The 15,467-nt window shown below is 59.5% G+C and carries 15 protein-coding genes; 12 read left to right on the plus strand and 3 right to left on the minus strand.

Annotation, left to right across the window (positions count from 1 at the left end; all coding sequences use genetic code 11):
* The first annotated feature begins 97 nt into the window (after positions 1–97).
* Positions 98–1,585, plus strand: a complete 1,488-nt coding sequence (locus tag AD663_RS04285) for an NAD-dependent succinate-semialdehyde dehydrogenase (RefSeq protein WP_003178168.1) — start codon at positions 98–100, stop codon at positions 1,583–1,585.
* Entirely contained in the window at positions 1,582–2,967 is a 1,386-nt protein-coding gene (locus tag AD663_RS04290; protein WP_003178170.1) for an aspartate aminotransferase family protein, read from the plus strand. Before AD663_RS04285 ends, AD663_RS04290 begins: the two co-directional genes overlap by 4 nt.
* Positions 2,968–3,222: 255 nt before the next feature.
* Here the strand turns inward: AD663_RS04290 and AD663_RS04295 are convergent, their stop codons facing one another.
* The gene (locus tag AD663_RS04295; RefSeq protein ID WP_003178172.1) at positions 3,223–3,660 is read right to left on the minus strand and encodes a YhcB family protein; all 438 of its coding nucleotides are present in this window, start codon (positions 3,658–3,660) and stop codon (positions 3,223–3,225) included.
* A gap of 148 nt (positions 3,661–3,808) precedes the next feature.
* Here AD663_RS04295 and AD663_RS04300 point away from each other — a divergent pair, with 148 nt between their 5' ends.
* The 3 genes from AD663_RS04300 to zapE all read left to right on the plus strand — a co-directional run bounded on the left by AD663_RS04300 (position 3,809) and on the right by zapE (position 7,013).
* Positions 3,809–4,438, plus strand: coding sequence for an alpha/beta hydrolase (locus tag AD663_RS04300; protein ID WP_003178174.1), 630 nt, complete (start codon positions 3,809–3,811; stop codon positions 4,436–4,438).
* 23 nt (positions 4,439–4,461) lie between these two features.
* A complete protein-coding gene (locus AD663_RS04305) occupies positions 4,462–5,817 on the plus strand; it encodes a tryptophan--tRNA ligase (RefSeq protein ID WP_003178176.1) in 1,356 nt (451 codons plus the stop codon).
* Positions 5,818–5,918: 101 nt separating this feature from the next.
* Positions 5,919–7,013, plus strand: coding sequence for a cell division protein ZapE (gene zapE / locus AD663_RS04310; RefSeq protein WP_003178179.1), 1,095 nt, complete (start codon positions 5,919–5,921; stop codon positions 7,011–7,013).
* A gap of 191 nt (positions 7,014–7,204) precedes the next feature.
* On the opposite strand, the gene AD663_RS04315 is transcribed toward zapE, so the two are convergent.
* On the minus strand, positions 7,205–8,101 hold the full coding sequence (locus AD663_RS04315) for a GlxA family transcriptional regulator (protein WP_172680580.1): 897 nt from the start codon (positions 8,099–8,101) through the stop codon (positions 7,205–7,207).
* A gap of 247 nt (positions 8,102–8,348) precedes the next feature.
* Between AD663_RS04315 and AD663_RS04320 the strand changes: the two genes are divergently transcribed.
* Positions 8,349–9,485, plus strand: a complete 1,137-nt coding sequence (locus tag AD663_RS04320; protein ID WP_003178183.1) for an acyl-CoA dehydrogenase family protein — start codon at positions 8,349–8,351, stop codon at positions 9,483–9,485.
* A 234-nt stretch (positions 9,486–9,719) separates the two neighbouring features.
* On the opposite strand, the gene AD663_RS04325 is transcribed toward AD663_RS04320, so the two are convergent.
* Positions 9,720–10,760: an NADP(H)-dependent aldo-keto reductase gene (locus AD663_RS04325; RefSeq protein ID WP_003178185.1), complete on the minus strand. Its 1,041-nt coding sequence runs from the start codon at positions 10,758–10,760 to the stop codon at positions 9,720–9,722.
* Positions 10,761–11,005: 245 nt separating this feature from the next.
* On the opposite strand from AD663_RS04325, the gene rplM reads away from it, so the two are divergent.
* From rplM to AD663_RS04355, 6 genes are all read left to right on the plus strand, one after another.
* On the plus strand, positions 11,006–11,434 hold the full coding sequence (gene rplM / locus AD663_RS04330) for a 50S ribosomal protein L13 (protein ID WP_003178186.1): 429 nt from the start codon (positions 11,006–11,008) through the stop codon (positions 11,432–11,434).
* Between the two features lie 14 nt (positions 11,435–11,448).
* A complete protein-coding gene (gene rpsI, locus AD663_RS04335; RefSeq protein ID WP_003178188.1) occupies positions 11,449–11,841 on the plus strand; it encodes a 30S ribosomal protein S9 in 393 nt (130 codons plus the stop codon).
* Positions 11,842–12,097: 256 nt separating this feature from the next.
* Positions 12,098–12,691 carry a ubiquinol-cytochrome c reductase iron-sulfur subunit gene (petA, locus tag AD663_RS04340; RefSeq protein ID WP_003178190.1) on the plus strand — a complete coding sequence of 198 codons (594 nt, stop codon included), beginning with the start codon at positions 12,098–12,100 and terminating at the stop codon, positions 12,689–12,691.
* Positions 12,691–13,902: a cytochrome bc complex cytochrome b subunit gene (locus AD663_RS04345; RefSeq protein WP_003178191.1), complete on the plus strand. Its 1,212-nt coding sequence runs from the start codon at positions 12,691–12,693 to the stop codon at positions 13,900–13,902. The genes petA and AD663_RS04345 overlap by 1 nt, the downstream gene beginning before the upstream one ends.
* Positions 13,902–14,684 (plus strand): cytochrome c1, encoded by a 783-nt coding sequence (locus AD663_RS04350; protein ID WP_003178193.1) that lies wholly within the window; start codon positions 13,902–13,904, stop codon positions 14,682–14,684. The genes AD663_RS04345 and AD663_RS04350 overlap by 1 nt, the downstream gene beginning before the upstream one ends.
* A 158-nt stretch (positions 14,685–14,842) precedes the next feature.
* Entirely contained in the window at positions 14,843–15,460 is a 618-nt protein-coding gene (locus AD663_RS04355) for a glutathione S-transferase N-terminal domain-containing protein (RefSeq protein WP_003178195.1), read from the plus strand.
* The last annotated feature ends 7 nt before the right edge of the window (positions 15,461–15,467 follow it).

Here is a 15,467-nt window from a genome sequence, read left to right on the forward strand (position 1 = left end):
TCAGAAAAAAACCAGGGTTTGACCCACGGCAAACGCCCGATTACCCAAGCGCCGCTGCCCTAGCATGGATTCACGCACACGCTCTGGAGTGAACGTCATGACTTACCAACACCCGCTGCTGTTCAAGGCGCTTTGTTATATCGATGGCCATTGGGTCCACAGCGACAGCGGCCACAGTATCGCCGTGCATAACCCGGCCACGCGCACGGTGATCGGCCATGTGCCGATGCTCGACCAACCGCAGATTATCGCGGCGGTGGACGCGGCCCACCGCGCGTTCACGGCGTGGCGCGAGCAGAGCCTGGACGCCCGCGGCGCGATCCTGCGGCGCTGGGCGGCGTTGATGCTCGAACACCGCGAAGACTTGGCGCGCATTCTCAGCCTGGAACAGGGCAAGTCGTTGGCCGAGTCCCGGGGCGAAATCGCCTATGCCGCGAGTTTCATTCCATGGTTCGCCGAAGAGGCCCGGCGCCTGTACGGGCAAAACATCCCCAGCCACATTCCCAATGCACATCTGGGCACGGTCAAGGAACCGGTGGGGGTCTGCGCGTTGCTGACGCCATGGAATTTCCCGTCGGCGATGATTACCCGCAAGGCCGCCGCTGCCCTGGCTGCCGGGTGCACCGTGGTGATCAAACCGGCCCACGAAACCCCGTACTCGGCCCTGGCCCTGGCGCAATTGGCCGAGGAAGCTGGGTTTCCCGCCGGGGTGTTCAACGTCGTACTGGGCGAGCCGCAGATGACCATGGAAAGCCTGGTCAAGGATCGCCGCGTACGCTCGGTGAGTTTCACCGGGTCAACCCGGGTCGGCAAACTGGTGCTGCAAGCCGCCGCCCATGACGTGAAGAAAGTCGCCCTGGAGCTGGGCGGCAACGCGCCGTTCATTGTTTGCTCCGATGCGGACCTGACGCTGGCGGTCAAAGTCGCGGTGGAGGCGAAATTCCAGACCTCGGGCCAGGATTGCTGCGCGGCCAACCGGATCATGGTGCAGCGTCCGGTGTACCAGGCGTTTCTCTCGCGTTTTGCCGCGGCGGTGCGGGCCTTGCGTGTCGGCCCTGCGATGGTCGATCAACAGGAGCAAGACGTGGACGTCGGCCCGTTGATGCATCAGGCCGCGTTCGACGTGACCGCCGACCGGGTTGCCGACGCGCTGGCCCTTGGCGCGCAACGTCTTGTTGGTGGCGAGGCCCATGCCTTGGGCGGGTTGTTCTACCAGCCGACGGTGCTGGCTGATGTCACGCCGCAAATGCGCATCTACTGCGAAGAAAACTTCGCACCCATCGCCGGGGTAATGCCGTTCGACACCTTGGACGAAGCCATCGACATGGCCAACGACACCGAATACGGCCTGGCGGCCTATATTTGCTCGAACCGCCTGGACGTCATCTACCCGCTGATCCGCCGTCTCGACCACGCCATGGTCGCGGTCAACGGCGTCAAGTTCACCGGCCATCCGATCCCCTTCGGTGGCATGAAAGCCTCGGGCCTCGGCCGTGAGGGTGGCAATGAGGGCTTCGAGCCCTTCGTCGAAACCAAATACTTTTGCCTGCACCACCAAGGCCAGTTCCCAGGAGAGCCCGCATGAGCCAAGAACTCAACACACTGTTCGAACAAGACCGTGCGCATTTCATGCACCCGTCCACCCACGCCCATGATCACGCCAGCGGTGCGCTCAAGGGGCGGATCATCAAGAGCGCGTCGGGCATCCGCATTCGTGACCATGAGGGCCGTGACTTCATCGACGCGTTCGCCGGCCTCTACTGCGTGAACATCGGCTATGGCCGCACCGAAGTGGCCGATGCCATCTACAAGCAGGCCAAGGAGTTGGCCTACTACCACACCTACGTCGGTCACTCGAGCGAGGCGATCATCGAGCTGTCCAGCCGCATCATGGACTGGGCGCCTGAGGGCATGAAAAAGGTCTATTACGGTTTGTCCGGCTCCGACGCCAACGAAACCCAGGTCAAGTTGGTGCGCTATTACAACAACGTGCTGGGGCGGCCACTGAAGAAGAAAATCATCTCCCGCGACCGTGGCTATCATGGCTCGGGCATCATGACCGGCAGTCTGACCGGGCTCGCGGCCTTTCATCAGCATTTCGACCTGCCGGTGGAAGGGGTCAAGCACACCGTGTGTCCTCACTGGTATCGCAAGGCCCCGGCGGGCATGGACGAAGCGACGTTCGTGCGTTATTGCGCCGATGAGCTGGAAAAAATGATCCTCGCCGAAGGTCCCGACACAGTGGCGGCGTTCATCGGCGAACCGCTGATGGGCACCGGCGGCATCATTGTCCCGCCTGCCGGCTATTGGGATGCGATCCAGGTCGTGCTGAAAAAATATGACGTGCTGCTGATCGCCGATGAAGTGGTCTGCGCCTTCGGCCGCCTCGGCTCGAAAATGGGCAGCCAGCGCTACGGCATGAAGCCGGACCTGATCACCACCGCCAAAGGCCTGACCAGCGCCTATGCACCGTTGTCGGCAGTGATCATCGGCGAAAAAGTCTGGAGCGTGATTGAAAAGGCTTCCCAGGCCGAAGGTGCCATGGGCCATGGCTGGACCTATTCCGGACATCCGATCTGCGCGGCGGCGGCGTTGGCCAACCTCGATATTCTCGAACGGGAAAACCTCACGGCCAATGCCGAGGACGTCGGTGGTTATCTGAATCGCCGCCTGCGTGAAACCCTCGAGGGCCATCCGCTGGTGGGAGAGGTGCGCGGTGATGGCATGCTGGCGGCGGTGGAATTCATGGCCGACCGTGAGCAACGCACGGCTTTCGATCCGGCATTGAAGGTCGGCCCGAAAGTCTCGGCCGCCTGCCTGGAGCGCGGCATGATCGCCCGCGCCATGCCCCACGGCGACATCCTGGGCTTCGCCCCGCCGCTGATCCTGACTCGCGAAGATGCGGACCTGATCGTCGATATCACCAAAGGGGCCATCGATCAGGTGGCGGGTGAGGTGTTGGCTTGAGATTTGTGGTGAGCGCGAAATTTTTGAATATCTGGGATCCAGTGTGGGAGCGGGCTTGCTCGCGAAAACGGTCTGCCTGAACCTATGATGTTAGATGTACCACCGCCTTCGCGAGCAAGCCCGCTCCCACAGCAGATTGTCAGTAGTTGCAGGATTTGTGTTCACCACGACCAATCTCCCACAGGGGATTTTCTTGGGCTAAAAAAAAGCCCGCCCGATCTCTGATCGGGCGGGCTTTTTGGTGTCGCGCGTAAATTACTTCTTCAAACCGTAATGCTCATCGAGCATGCCGGGCGAATTGGGGGCCTTTGGGGCGTAGTCCCGCGGCGGTTCCTGGATCCCTTTTGGTGGGGTCAGGCGTTCTCGTGGAGTCTGTGTCGCATCGGCTTGCAGGGCGGCCAGCAGACGTTGGCGAGTCTGCTCATCCAAGGCCAGACGATTGGCGCCTTCGGACAAATGATCTTGGACTTCCTGGTAGCTCTGGGTGAGTTTCTTCACCAGAGAAGCGGTGCTGTTGAAATGGGTGACCACTTCATTCTGGTAACTGTCGAAACGTTCCTGGATGTCGTCCAGCTGACGTTGGGTGCTGTTGGGCACCGCGTTGGGCAGCAATCGGGCAAGCAGGAATCCAATGGCGACACCGGCAACCAGGGCAAGAGTCGGCAACAACCAAACTAAGAGCGAGTGTTCCACGAGTCCTTCCTCTATAAACGGCTTTGCTTTACGTTAACGGCTCGGACCTGCGCTGTATACCGCGAAGAACATCGCAATCATGCCAGGCACAGACTTTTAGCTAGACGAGTCGACCCTATTCGGGGTCACGGAGTTCTTTCCCTTGCTTATGCGCGAAACCCCTGTAGTCATCGATGGCCCCGTCGGCCAACTGGAAGCCTTGTACCTGGACAGCGAGGCCCCCCGTGGCCTGGCGCTGATCTGCCACCCGAACCCGGTACAGGGCGGGACCATGCTCAACAAAGTGGTCTCGACCCTGCAACGCACCGCCCGTGATGCTGGCCTGGTTACGTTGCGTTTCAATTATCGCGGCGTCGGCGCCAGTGCCGGCAGCCATGACATGGGCACCGGCGAAGTGGACGACGCCCAGGCGGCCGCCCAATGGTTGCAGGCAAAATACCCGCAGCTGCCCCTGACCCTGCTTGGCTTTTCCTTCGGCGGATTTGTCGCCGCCAGCCTCGGCGGACGCCTGCAAGCCCAAGGTCAGTCGCCCAGGCACCTGTTCATGGTGGCCCCGGCGGTGATGCGCCTGGACGAGCAATCGCCCTTGCCGATGAACGGTGAGTTGACCGTGATCCAGCCGGAAAACGACGAAGTCGTCGATCCCCAGCTTGTCTACGAATGGTCAGACGCGCTGCAACGTCCCCATGAGCTGCTGAAAGTGGCAGAATGCGGACACTTTTTTCATGGCAAGCTGACCGATCTCAAGGATCTGATCCTGCCGCGCCTCTCGAATTGACAGCAGTCTGAAAGCGATAACCCATGACGACGCGTACCCGTATCCTGACCGGCATCACCACCACCGGCACCCCACACCTGGGCAACTATGCCGGCGCCATCCGTCCGGCGATCCTCGCCAGCCGCGACAGCAATGCCGATTCGTTCTACTTCCTGGCCGACTACCACGCCCTGATCAAGTGCGATGACCCGCTGCGCATCCAGCGTTCACGCCTGGAAATCGCCGCCACCTGGCTGGCCGGTGGCCTGGACGTGGACCGCGTAACCTTTTATCGCCAGTCCGATATCCCCGAGATCCCGGAACTGACCTGGCTGCTGACCTGCGTCGCCGCCAAGGGGCTGCTCAATCGTGCCCATGCCTACAAGGCCTCGGTGGACAAGAACGTCGAGACCGGCGAAGACCCGGACGCCGGCATCACCATGGGCCTCTACAGCTATCCGGTGCTGATGGCGGCCGACATTCTGATGTTCAACGCCCACAAGGTGCCGGTCGGTCGCGACCAGATCCAGCACGTGGAAATGGCCCGCGACATCGGCCAGCGTTTCAACCACTTGTTCGGCCAGGGCAAGGAGTTCTTCACCATGCCCGAGGCGCTGATCGAAGAGAGCGTCGCCACGCTGCCGGGCCTCGATGGCCGCAAGATGTCCAAGAGCTACGACAACACCATCCCCTTGTTCAGCAGCGCCAAGGACATGAAGGACGCGATCTCGCGGATCGTCACCGATTCCCGCGCCCCGGGCGAAGCCAAGGATCCGGACAACTCGCACCTCTTCACCTTGTTCCAGGCCTTCGCCACTGCGGCCCAGTCCGCCGAATTCCGTAGCGAACTGCTGCAAGGCCTGGGTTGGGGCGAAGCCAAGAATCGCCTGTTCCAGTTGCTCGACAGCGAGCTGGGTGAAGCACGCGAGCGTTATCACCAGTTCATCGAGCGTCCGTCGGACCTCGAAGACATCCTGCAACTGGGCGCGAAAAAAGCCCGGGCCGTGGCGACGCCGTTCCTCAACGAGCTGCGCGAAGCCGTTGGCCTGCGCTCGTTTGTCAGCCAGGTCCAGGTGGCGGCCAGCACCAAGAAGAAAGCCGCCAAGGCGGCGCGCTTCGTGAGCTTTCGCGAAGACGACGGCAGTTTCCGCTTCCGTCTGCTGGCGGCCGATGGCGAGCAACTGTTGTTGTCGCGCAACTTTGCCGATGGCAAGACTGCCGGCCAGGTCACCAAGCAATTGCAGGCCGGCCAGCCACTGGATGTGCGCAGCGACGAGCTGGGTTTCAGCGTTTGGCTCGATGATGCATGCGTGGCAGACAGCCCGGCTTTCGCCGACAGTGCCGCCCGGGATGCCGCCATCGAGGCGTTGCGCGTCGCCCTGACGCCTGCCCAGGACTGATTCAGCGCGTTATCCGACCATCGGCTCGAGTAAGGGCCGATTGCCATTCCCTTGGGCCGTCGCTACAGTGACGGCCCGTTTTTGTTGCCTTGCTAACGAATATGACGCCCCTAGAACGATATCAAGCTGATCTGAAACGCCCGGAATTCTTCCACGACGCAGCCCAGGAAACGGCCGTGCGGCATTTGCAGCGCCTGTACGACGATCTGGTCGCCGCCTCGAACAACAAGCCGGGCTTGTTGGGCAAACTGTTCGGCAAAAAAGACCAGACCCCGGTCAAGGGCCTGTATTTCTGGGGCGGCGTCGGCCGTGGCAAGACCTACCTGGTGGACACATTCTTCGAGGCGCTGCCGTTCAAGGAAAAGACTCGGACGCACTTCCACCGCTTCATGAAGCGTGTGCACGAAGAGATGAAGACCCTGGGCGGCGAGAAGAACCCGCTGACCATCATCGCCAAGCGTTTCTCCGACGAAACACGGGTGATCTGCTTCGATGAGTTTTTCGTGTCCGACATCACCGATGCGATGATCCTCGGTACTTTGATGGAAGAGCTGTTCAAGAACGGCGTGACGCTGGTCGCCACTTCCAACATCGTGCCGGACGGTCTCTACAAGGACGGTCTGCAACGGGCGCGCTTCCTGCCGGCCATCGCACTGATCAAGGAACACACCGAAATCGTCAACGTCGACAGCGGCGTCGACTATCGCCTGCGCCACCTCGAACAAGCGGAGCTGTTTCACTTCCCCCTGGACGCCGCCGCCGAAGAGAGCCTGCGCAAGAGCTTCCGCGCCCTGACGCCGGAATGCACCCAGGCTGTCGACAATGATGTATTGATCATCGAGAACCGCGAGATCCGTGCGATTCGCACCTGTGACGACGTCGCCTGGTTCGATTTCCGCGAATTGTGCGACGGCCCTCGCAGCCAGAACGACTACATCGAACTGGGCAAGATCTTCCACGCCGTGTTGATCAGTGGCGTCGAGCAGATGAGCGTCACCACCGACGACATCGCCCGCCGCTTCATCAACATGGTCGACGAGTTCTACGACCGTAACGTGAAGCTGATCATTTCGGCCGAAGTCGAACTCAAGGACCTCTACACCGGCGGTCGCCTGACTTTCGAGTTCCAGCGCACGCTGAGTCGTCTGCTGGAAATGCAATCCCACGAATTCCTGTCACGGGCGCATAAGCCGTAGGGCGATTCGGAAAACAAAAAAGGCCTGCGATTGCAGGCCTTTTTTGTGCCCTCGAGATCAGTCGTTTACTGCAAACCCTGTGGGAGCGGGCTTGCTCGCGAAGGGGTCAGTCTATTCAACATAGACGCAAGCTGAGCCGCCGCCTTCGCGAGCAAGCCCGCTCCCACATTGGGTTGTATTCAATCCTCGGTTCAGGCTGCCTGTTGAAACTGCTGCCGATACTGGTTCGGCGACAGGTCGGTATGTTGCCGGAACAGTCGTGCGAAGAAGCTCGCGTCGTCGTAGCCGACTTCATAGCTGATGGTCTTGATGCTCTTGCGGCTGCCGGACAGCAGGCCCTTGGCGGTTTCGATCCGTAGCCGTTGCAGGTAGTGCAACGGTTTGTCGCCGGTGGCGGTCTGGAAGCGGCGCATGAAGTTGCGGATGCTCATGCCGTGTTCCCGGGCGACGTCTTCGAAGCGGAACTTGTCGGCGAAGTGTTCTTCGAGCCAGTGCTGAATCTGCAGGATGATCACGTCCTGATGCAGTTTTTGCCCCCCGAAACCGATCCTCCCGGGTGAATAGCTGCGCTGGACTTCGTACAGAATGTCCCGCGCTACGGCCTGGGCCACGTTGGCGCCGCAGAAGCGTTCAATCAGGTAGATGTACAGGTCGCAGGCCGAGGTGGTGCCGCCGGCACAGAACAGGTTGTCGGCGTCGGTCAGGTGCTTGTCCTGGTTCAGGTGAACCTGGGGGAAGCGTTCCTTGAAGGCGTTGAAGAAGCGCCAATAGGTGGTGGCTTCCTTACCATCGAGCAACCCGGCCTCGGCCAGCCAGAACACCCCGGTGGCTTCGCCGCAGAGTACGGCGCCGCGGGCGTGCTGGTCGCGCAGCCAGGGCAGGACTTGGGGATACCGTTGGCACAGGGAGGCGAAGTCATCCCAGAAGGCTGGAAGGATGATGACATCGGTATTTTCCAGGCCGCTGTCCACCGGCATGATCACATCGCTGAAGCTGTTCACCGGCTTGCCGTCGGGGCTGACCAGCCGGGTTTCGAATGCCGGCGTCAGGCCGTGGCCCAGTTGTTTGCCGTAGCGCAGGCTGGCCAGGTGGAAAAAATCCTTGGCTTGCATGAGGGTAGAGGCGAAGACCCGGTCGACTGCCAGGATGCTGACGCGCCGCAAGGGCGAGGTGGCGTGAATAGAGGGCATAAGTGATCTTTATTTTTATAGGGGAAAGTGGTCATTCGACGGCTGGATCGTCTTATTTTTTGTCGGATGTGTCCAGTGTCCTGTCGCACGCCGCAGGCTTAGGCTTTGTCGGATAACAACGCCCAACCCTCACGAAAGGTGCGCCATGATCCCGAGAACACTGTTCACCCCCGAGCACGAATTGTTTCGTGACAGCGTACGAACCTTCCTCGAAAAAGAAGCGGTGCCGTACCACAGCCAATGGGAAAAACAGGGGCATGTGGACCGTCAGCTGTGGAACAAGGCGGGGGCGGCGGGGATGTTGTGCTCCCATATTCCTGAGGCCTACGGTGGACTGGATGCCGACTTCCTCTACAGCACCGTGGTGATCGAGGAGATCGGGCGCCTGGGGCTGACCGGGATTGGCTTTTCGCTGCATTCCGACATCGTTGCGCCGTACATCCTGCATTACGGCAGCGAAGCGCTGAAACACAAATACCTGCCGAAACTGGTATCGGGTGAAATGGTCACGGCCATCGCCATGACTGAGCCGGGGGCTGGCTCCGACCTGCAGGGCGTAAAGACCACGGCGGTGCTGGAGGGTGACGAGTACGTTATCAACGGTTCGAAGACGTTCATCACCAATGGCTTCCTGGCTGACCTGGTGATCGTGGTCGCCAAGACCGATCCGAAGGCCGGCGCCAAGGGCACCAGCCTGTTCCTGGTGGAGGCGGGCACGCCAGGCTTCGAAAAGGGCAAGCGCCTGGAAAAGGTCGGAATGAAGGCCCAGGACACGTCGGAATTGTTCTTCCAAGATGTCCGTGTGCCGAAGGAGAACCTCCTCGGACAAGCCGGCATGGGCTTCGCCTATTTGATGCAGGAGCTGCCCCAGGAACGCCTGACGGTTGCCATTGGCGGCTTGGCCTCGGCTGAGGCGGCGTTGCAATGGACCTTGGACTACACCCGTGATCGCAAGGCGTTCGGAAAGTCCATCGCGGACTTCCAGAACACTCGTTTCAAGCTGGCGGAGATGGCCACCGAGATCCAGATAGGCCGGGTTTTTGTCGACCGCTGCCTGGAGTTGCACCTGCAAGGCAAGCTCGACGTGCCGACGGCGGCGATGGCCAAGTACTGGGGCACCGACCTGCAATGCAAGGTGCTCGACGAGTGCGTGCAGTTGCATGGCGGCTACGGTTTCATGTGGGAATACCCGATTGCCCGGGCGTGGGCGGATGCGCGGGTGCAGCGGATCTATGCGGGGACTAACGAGATCATGAAGGAGATTATTGCGCGGTCGCTTTGATTATGCGGTGACTGTCAGGCCGCCTTCGCGAGCAAGCCCGCTCCCACATTCGACCGCATTCTTTCAGGAGAACTTGGTTAAATGTGGGAGATTATTGCGCGGTCGCTTTGATTATGCGGTGACTGTCAGGCCGCCTTCGCGAGCAAGCCCGCTCCCACATTCGACCGCATTCTTTCAGGAGAACTTGGTTAAATGTGGGAGCGGGCTTGCTCGCGAAGACTTTTTACCTGGCGATCAAGGAGCAGGGTTTGGGTGATCCTTGTGAATCGCCTCGATCCCCGCCAGCACTTCATCCGATAGCTTCAGGTCGAAGCTGGCTATGTTGCTGTCCAGTTGTTCCAGCGTGGTGGCGCCGATGATGTTGCTGGTCACGAACGGCTGCTGGGTGACGAACGCCAGGGCCATCTGGGCTGGGTCCAGACCATGTTCGCGGGCCAGCGCCACATAACGGCTGCACGCCGCTTCCGATTGCGGATTGAAGTAGCGCGCGAAACGGCTGTAGAGCGTCAGGCGGCCCTTGGCCGGTCGTGCGCCGTTTTCGTATTTGCCCGACAGGAAGCCGAACGCCAGGGGCGAATAAGCCAGCAGGCCGCACTGTTCGCGAATGGCAATCTCCGAAAGGCCGACTTCAAAGCTGCGGTTGAGCAGGTTGTACGGATTCTGGATCGACACCGCGCGAGGCCAGCCGCGGGCTTCGGCCAAGGCCAGGAACTTCATGGTGCCCCACGGCGTTTCGTTGGATATGCCGATGTGGCGGATCTTGCCGGCGCGGACTTGTTCGTCCAGGGCTTCGAGGGTTTCTTCCAGTGGGGTGAACGATTCCTCGGCGTTGTGCTTGTAGCCCAGTTGGCCGAAGAAGTTGGTGCTGCGTTCCGGCCAGTGCAATTGGTAAAGGTCGATCCAGTCGGTCTGCAGGCGCTTGAGGCTGGCATCCACCGCTTCGACGATGTGGCGGCGGTTGTGCTTGAGATTCTTGTCGCGGATGTAGTCGATGGTGTTGCCCGGGCCGGCGATCTTGCTTGCCAGGATCCAGTCGGCACGGTCACCGCGGCTCTTGAAATAATTGCCGATATAACGCTCGGTGGTGGCGTAGGTCTCGGCCTTCGGCGGCACCGGGTACATCTCGGCGGTGTCGATGAAATTGATGCCGGCACCCTTGGCGCGTTCGATCTGGGCGAACGCCTCGGCCTCGCTGTTCTGCTCACCCCAGGTCATGGTGCCGAGGCACAGGGCACTCACGTTCAGATCGGTACGGCCTAGCTGGCGATAATCCATCGGGGACTCCTTGGGCAAAACAATCATAAAAGCAGGTTGAAAAATTTTTCGCAATCTGCATAATTGCGCACCTCTTTCTGCAGTGGAAGTGATGCGCCGCCGCCGAAGAATCTTGCCGTTGAACGGACGCGCCGACCCGAGCCCCCGAAAGCGTCTGTATCCGGCTGCCTTTGACTTGTCAAAGTACGCACTATTCAGTAAGATCCGCCGTCTAATTTACAGGGCGGCCCCTGAGGCTATAAAGAATGAAAACTTTTACTGCTAAACCGGAAACAGTAAAGCGCGACTGGTTTGTCGTCGACGCTGCTGGTCAGACCCTGGGTCGTCTGGCCACCGAAATCGCGAGCCGTCTGCGTGGCAAGCACAAGCCTGAGTACACCCCTCACGTTGACACCGGTGACTACATCGTCGTGATCAACGCTGAGCAAGTACGTGTTACTGGCGCTAAAACCACTGACAAAATGTACTACTCCCACTCCGGTTTTCCTGGCGGCATCAAGTCGATCAACTTCGAAAAGCTGATCGCCAAAGCCCCTGAGCGCGTGCTCGAGACCGCGGTTAAAGGCATGCTGCCTAAAAACCCACTGGGTCGCGACATGTATCGTAAGCTGAAAGTCTATGCGGGCGCTGCTCACCCTCATACTGCTCAGCAGCCCCAAGAACTGAAGTTTTAACGGAATAGTTCATTATGTCGGCGACTCAAAATTACGGCACTGGCCGTCGCAAGACTGCAACCGCACGCGTTTTCCTGCGTCCGGGCACTGGTAACATCTCCATCAACAACCGCACCCTGGATAACTTCTTCGGCCGCGAAACTGCCCGCATGGTAGTTCGTCAGCCGCTGGAACTGACCGAGACCGTCGAAAAATTCGACATCTACGTCACTGTTATCGGTGGTGGTGTAAGTGGTCAAGCTGGCGCAATCCGCCACGGCATCACTCGCGCCCTGATGGATTACGACGAAACCCTGCGCGGCGCCCTGCGCAAAGCCGGTTTCGTAACTCGCGATGCTCGTGAAGTTGAACGTAAGAAAGTCGGTCTGCGTAAAGCGCGTAAGCGTCCGCAGTACTCGAAGCGTTAATTTCGCTTCCGCTTTCAAAAGGCGCCCAGTTCCTCACGGAGCTGGGCGTTTTTTTATGCGTGAAAGAATTGCTCTGTGACAACTTGCCACATTCATAGAGCCCCTATACTACAAGGCTTAGCGGTTTGGCCGCTTGGTAATTACCTTGTCAGAATTGGGGGTTTTCATTACCATTCGGCAAAATTTTTATAAGTTCAGATTTTTACTTAGTAGACGCCTGATCTAACAGGCCACAAAGCTGATGGGAGAGGACTGAATGAGCAATGACGGCGTGAATGCAGGCCGGCGTCGCTTCCTGGTAGCAGCCACATCCGTGGTGGGTGCTGCAGGAGCGGTGGGGGCTGCGGTCCCGTTCGTGGGGTCATGGTTTCCCAGTGCCAAGGCGAAGGCCGCAGGTGCACCGGTGAAAGTGAATGTCAGCAAGATCGAGCCAGGCCAGCAGATGATTGCTGAGTGGCGCGGCCAGCCGGTGTTCATCGTCCGCCGTACAGAGGAAATCCTGGGGAATCTGAAAAAGATCGAGGGCCAGTTGTCCGACCCTTCCTCCAAGAACTCGACTCAACCGGAATATGTCAATCCTGAGACGCGCTCGATCAAGCCGGAAATCCTGCTGCTGATCGGCATCTGCACGCACCTGGGTTGCTCGCCAACGTTCCGTCCTGAAGTGGCCCCTGCCGATCTGGGCAAGGATTGGGTCGGTGGCTATTTCTGCCCTTGCCACGGCTCCCACTATGACCTGGCTGGTCGCGTCTACAAGTCGCAACCTGCACCTCTGAACCTGCCAGTTCCCCCGCATTCCTATGAGACCGACGACGTCATTGTCATCGGCGTCGATACGGAGAAAGCGTGATGAGCAAATTCATGGATTGGGTTGATGCGCGCTTTCCCGCGACCAAGATGTGGGAAGACCATCTCAGCAAGTATTACGCTCCAAGAAACTTCAACTTCTTTTATTTCTTCGGTTCCCTCGCACTGCTCGTTCTGGTCAACCAGATCGTCACTGGTGTCTGGCTGACCATGAGCTATACCCCGTCGGCTGAAGAAGCTTTTGCTTCCGTCGAATACATCATGCGTGATGTCGAGTACGGCTCGATCCTGCGTCTGCTGCACTCCACCGGCGCCTCGGCGTTCTTCATCGTGGTCTATCTGCACATGTTCCGTGGCCTGCTCTACGGTTCGTACCAGAAGCCTCGCGAGCTGGTGTGGGTTTTCGGCATGCTGATCTACCTGGCGCTGATGGCTGAAGCCTTCATGGGCTACCTGCTGCCGTGGGGCCAGATGTCCTACTGGGGGGCCCAGGTGATCATCTCGCTGTTCGGTGCGATCCCGGTCATTGGGAACGACCTGACCCAATGGATCCGTGGTGACTACCTGATCTCGGGCATCACCCTGAACCGCTTCTTTGCCCTGCACGTGGTAGCCCTGCCGATCGTGATTCTCGGCCTGGTGGTGCTGCACATCCTGGCGCTGCACGAAGTCGGCTCGAACAACCCGGATGGCGTGGACATCAAGAAACACAAGGACGAGAACGGCGTACCGCTGGATGGCATTGCCTTCCACCCGTACTACACCGTGAAAGACATCGTCGGCGTGGTGGTCTTCCTGTTCATCTTCTGTTCCATCGTGTTTTTCTTCCCGGAGATGGGCGGTTATTTCCTCGAGAAGCCGAACTTCGAACAGGCGAACGCATTCAAGACTCCTGAGCACATTGCCCCGGTCTGGTACTTCACGCCGTTCTACGCGATTTTGCGAGCTATCCCGGACAAGCTGATGGGCGTCATCGCCATGGGTGCGGCCATCGCCGTGCTCTTCGTCCTGCCGTGGCTGGACCGCAGTCCCGTCAAGTCGATGCGCTACAAAGGCTGGCTGAGCAAGATCTGGCTCGTGGTGTTCTGCATCTCGTTCGTGATCCTGGGCGTGCTAGGGGTACTGGCACCGACACCGGAGCGTACGTTGCTGTCGCAGGTTTGCACCTTCCTGTACTTCGCCTACTTCATTCTGATGCCGTTCTACACCAGGCTCGAGAAGACAAAACCGGTTCCGGAAAGGGTGACTGGCTGATGAAAAAGCTATTTGCTGTACTGATTCTTGCTGCCATGCCTGTACTGTCCTTCGCGGCCGAACACGGTGGTCCAGAGCTGGAAAAAGTCGACATCGACGTTTCCGATAAAGCGGCCATGCAGGACGGCGCGCGTACGTTCGCCAACTACTGCATGGGTTGCCACAGTGCCAAGTTCCAGCGCTATGAGCGCGTGGCTGACGACCTGGGCATCCCGCACGAGCTGATGCTGGAGAAGCTGGTATTCACCGGCGCCAAGCTGGGCGACCATATGACCATCGGCATGCAGCCTGCAGACGCCAAGACCTGGTTCGGCGCTGCGCCGCCGGACCTGACCCTGGTGGCACGGGTGCGCGGCACCGATTGGCTCTACGGTTACCTGCGTTCGTTCTATGAAGATCCTGCGCGTCCATGGGGCGTGAACAACAAGGTCTTCCCGAACGTCGGCATGCCTAACGTCCTGGTCGGCCTGCAGGGTCGCCAGGTGGTAGGCTGCAAGCAGGTCCAGATTGTCGAGCACGGCAAGAAGCAATTCGATCCGCTGACCGGCACCGCTTTGACCCACGAAGCCTGCGATCAGTTGACCATATTGCCGAACACCGGCAGCCTGACACCGGAGCAGTTCGACGAGAAGGTCAAGAACCTGGTGACTTTCCTAGCCTACTCGGCCAACCCGGTGAAGCTGGAGCACCAGCGCATCGGTACTTATGTATTGCTGTACCTGGCGTTCTTCTTCGTATTCGCTTACCTGCTCAAGCGTGAATACTGGAAAGACGTGCATTGATAACGCTGTAAGCTGCAAGCCGTTGCTGTTAATCGTGCGCGCCCAAGGGCGTCTCTGAAGGTGTAACGAGCCTGGCCAGCCAGGTGTTACGAGAGACGTCCTCTGGGCGCGCTCGTTTTTCCGTTTTTCGATAATTTCAACAAGCGAGGAGGATCGCCATGGGCGTGACCAATCGGTTGGCCTGTTACTCCGACCCCGCCGACCACTATTCCCACCGGGTACGTATCGTACTTGCAGAGAAGGGTGTCAGCGCCGAGATCATTTACGTTGAGGCGGGTCGTCAGCCGCCGAAGCTGATCGAGGTGAACCCTTACGGCAGTCTGCCCACCCTGGTCGATCGCGACCTGGCGTTGTGGGAGTCGACCGTGGTGATGGAATATCTGGATGAGCGTTATCCGCATCCACCTTTACTGCCGGTGTACCCTGTCGCGCGTGCCAATAGTCGTTTGCTGATTCATCGCATCCAGCGTGACTGGTGCGGGTTGGTTGACCTGATCCTGGATTCCCGGACCAAGGAGCCCGCGCGAGTCGTGGCGCGCAAAGAGCTGCGTGAAAGCCTGACTGGCGTGTCGCCGCTGTTCGTCGACAAGCCGTTTTTCCTCAGTGAGGAACAAAGTCTGGTGGATTGCTGCCTATTGCCCATACTCTGGCGTTTGCCGATTCTGGGTATCGAACTGCCGCGGCCCGCCAAGCCGCTGCTTGATTATATGGAGCGCCAATTTGCGCGTGAGGCTTTCCAGGCGAGTCTGTCTGGCGTCGAACGCGACATGCGCTAAAGGCTTA

This window comes from Pseudomonas sp. Q12-87 (genome assembly GCF_001269755.1).
Taxonomy (GTDB): domain Bacteria; phylum Pseudomonadota; class Gammaproteobacteria; order Pseudomonadales; family Pseudomonadaceae; genus Aquipseudomonas; species Aquipseudomonas fluorescens_S.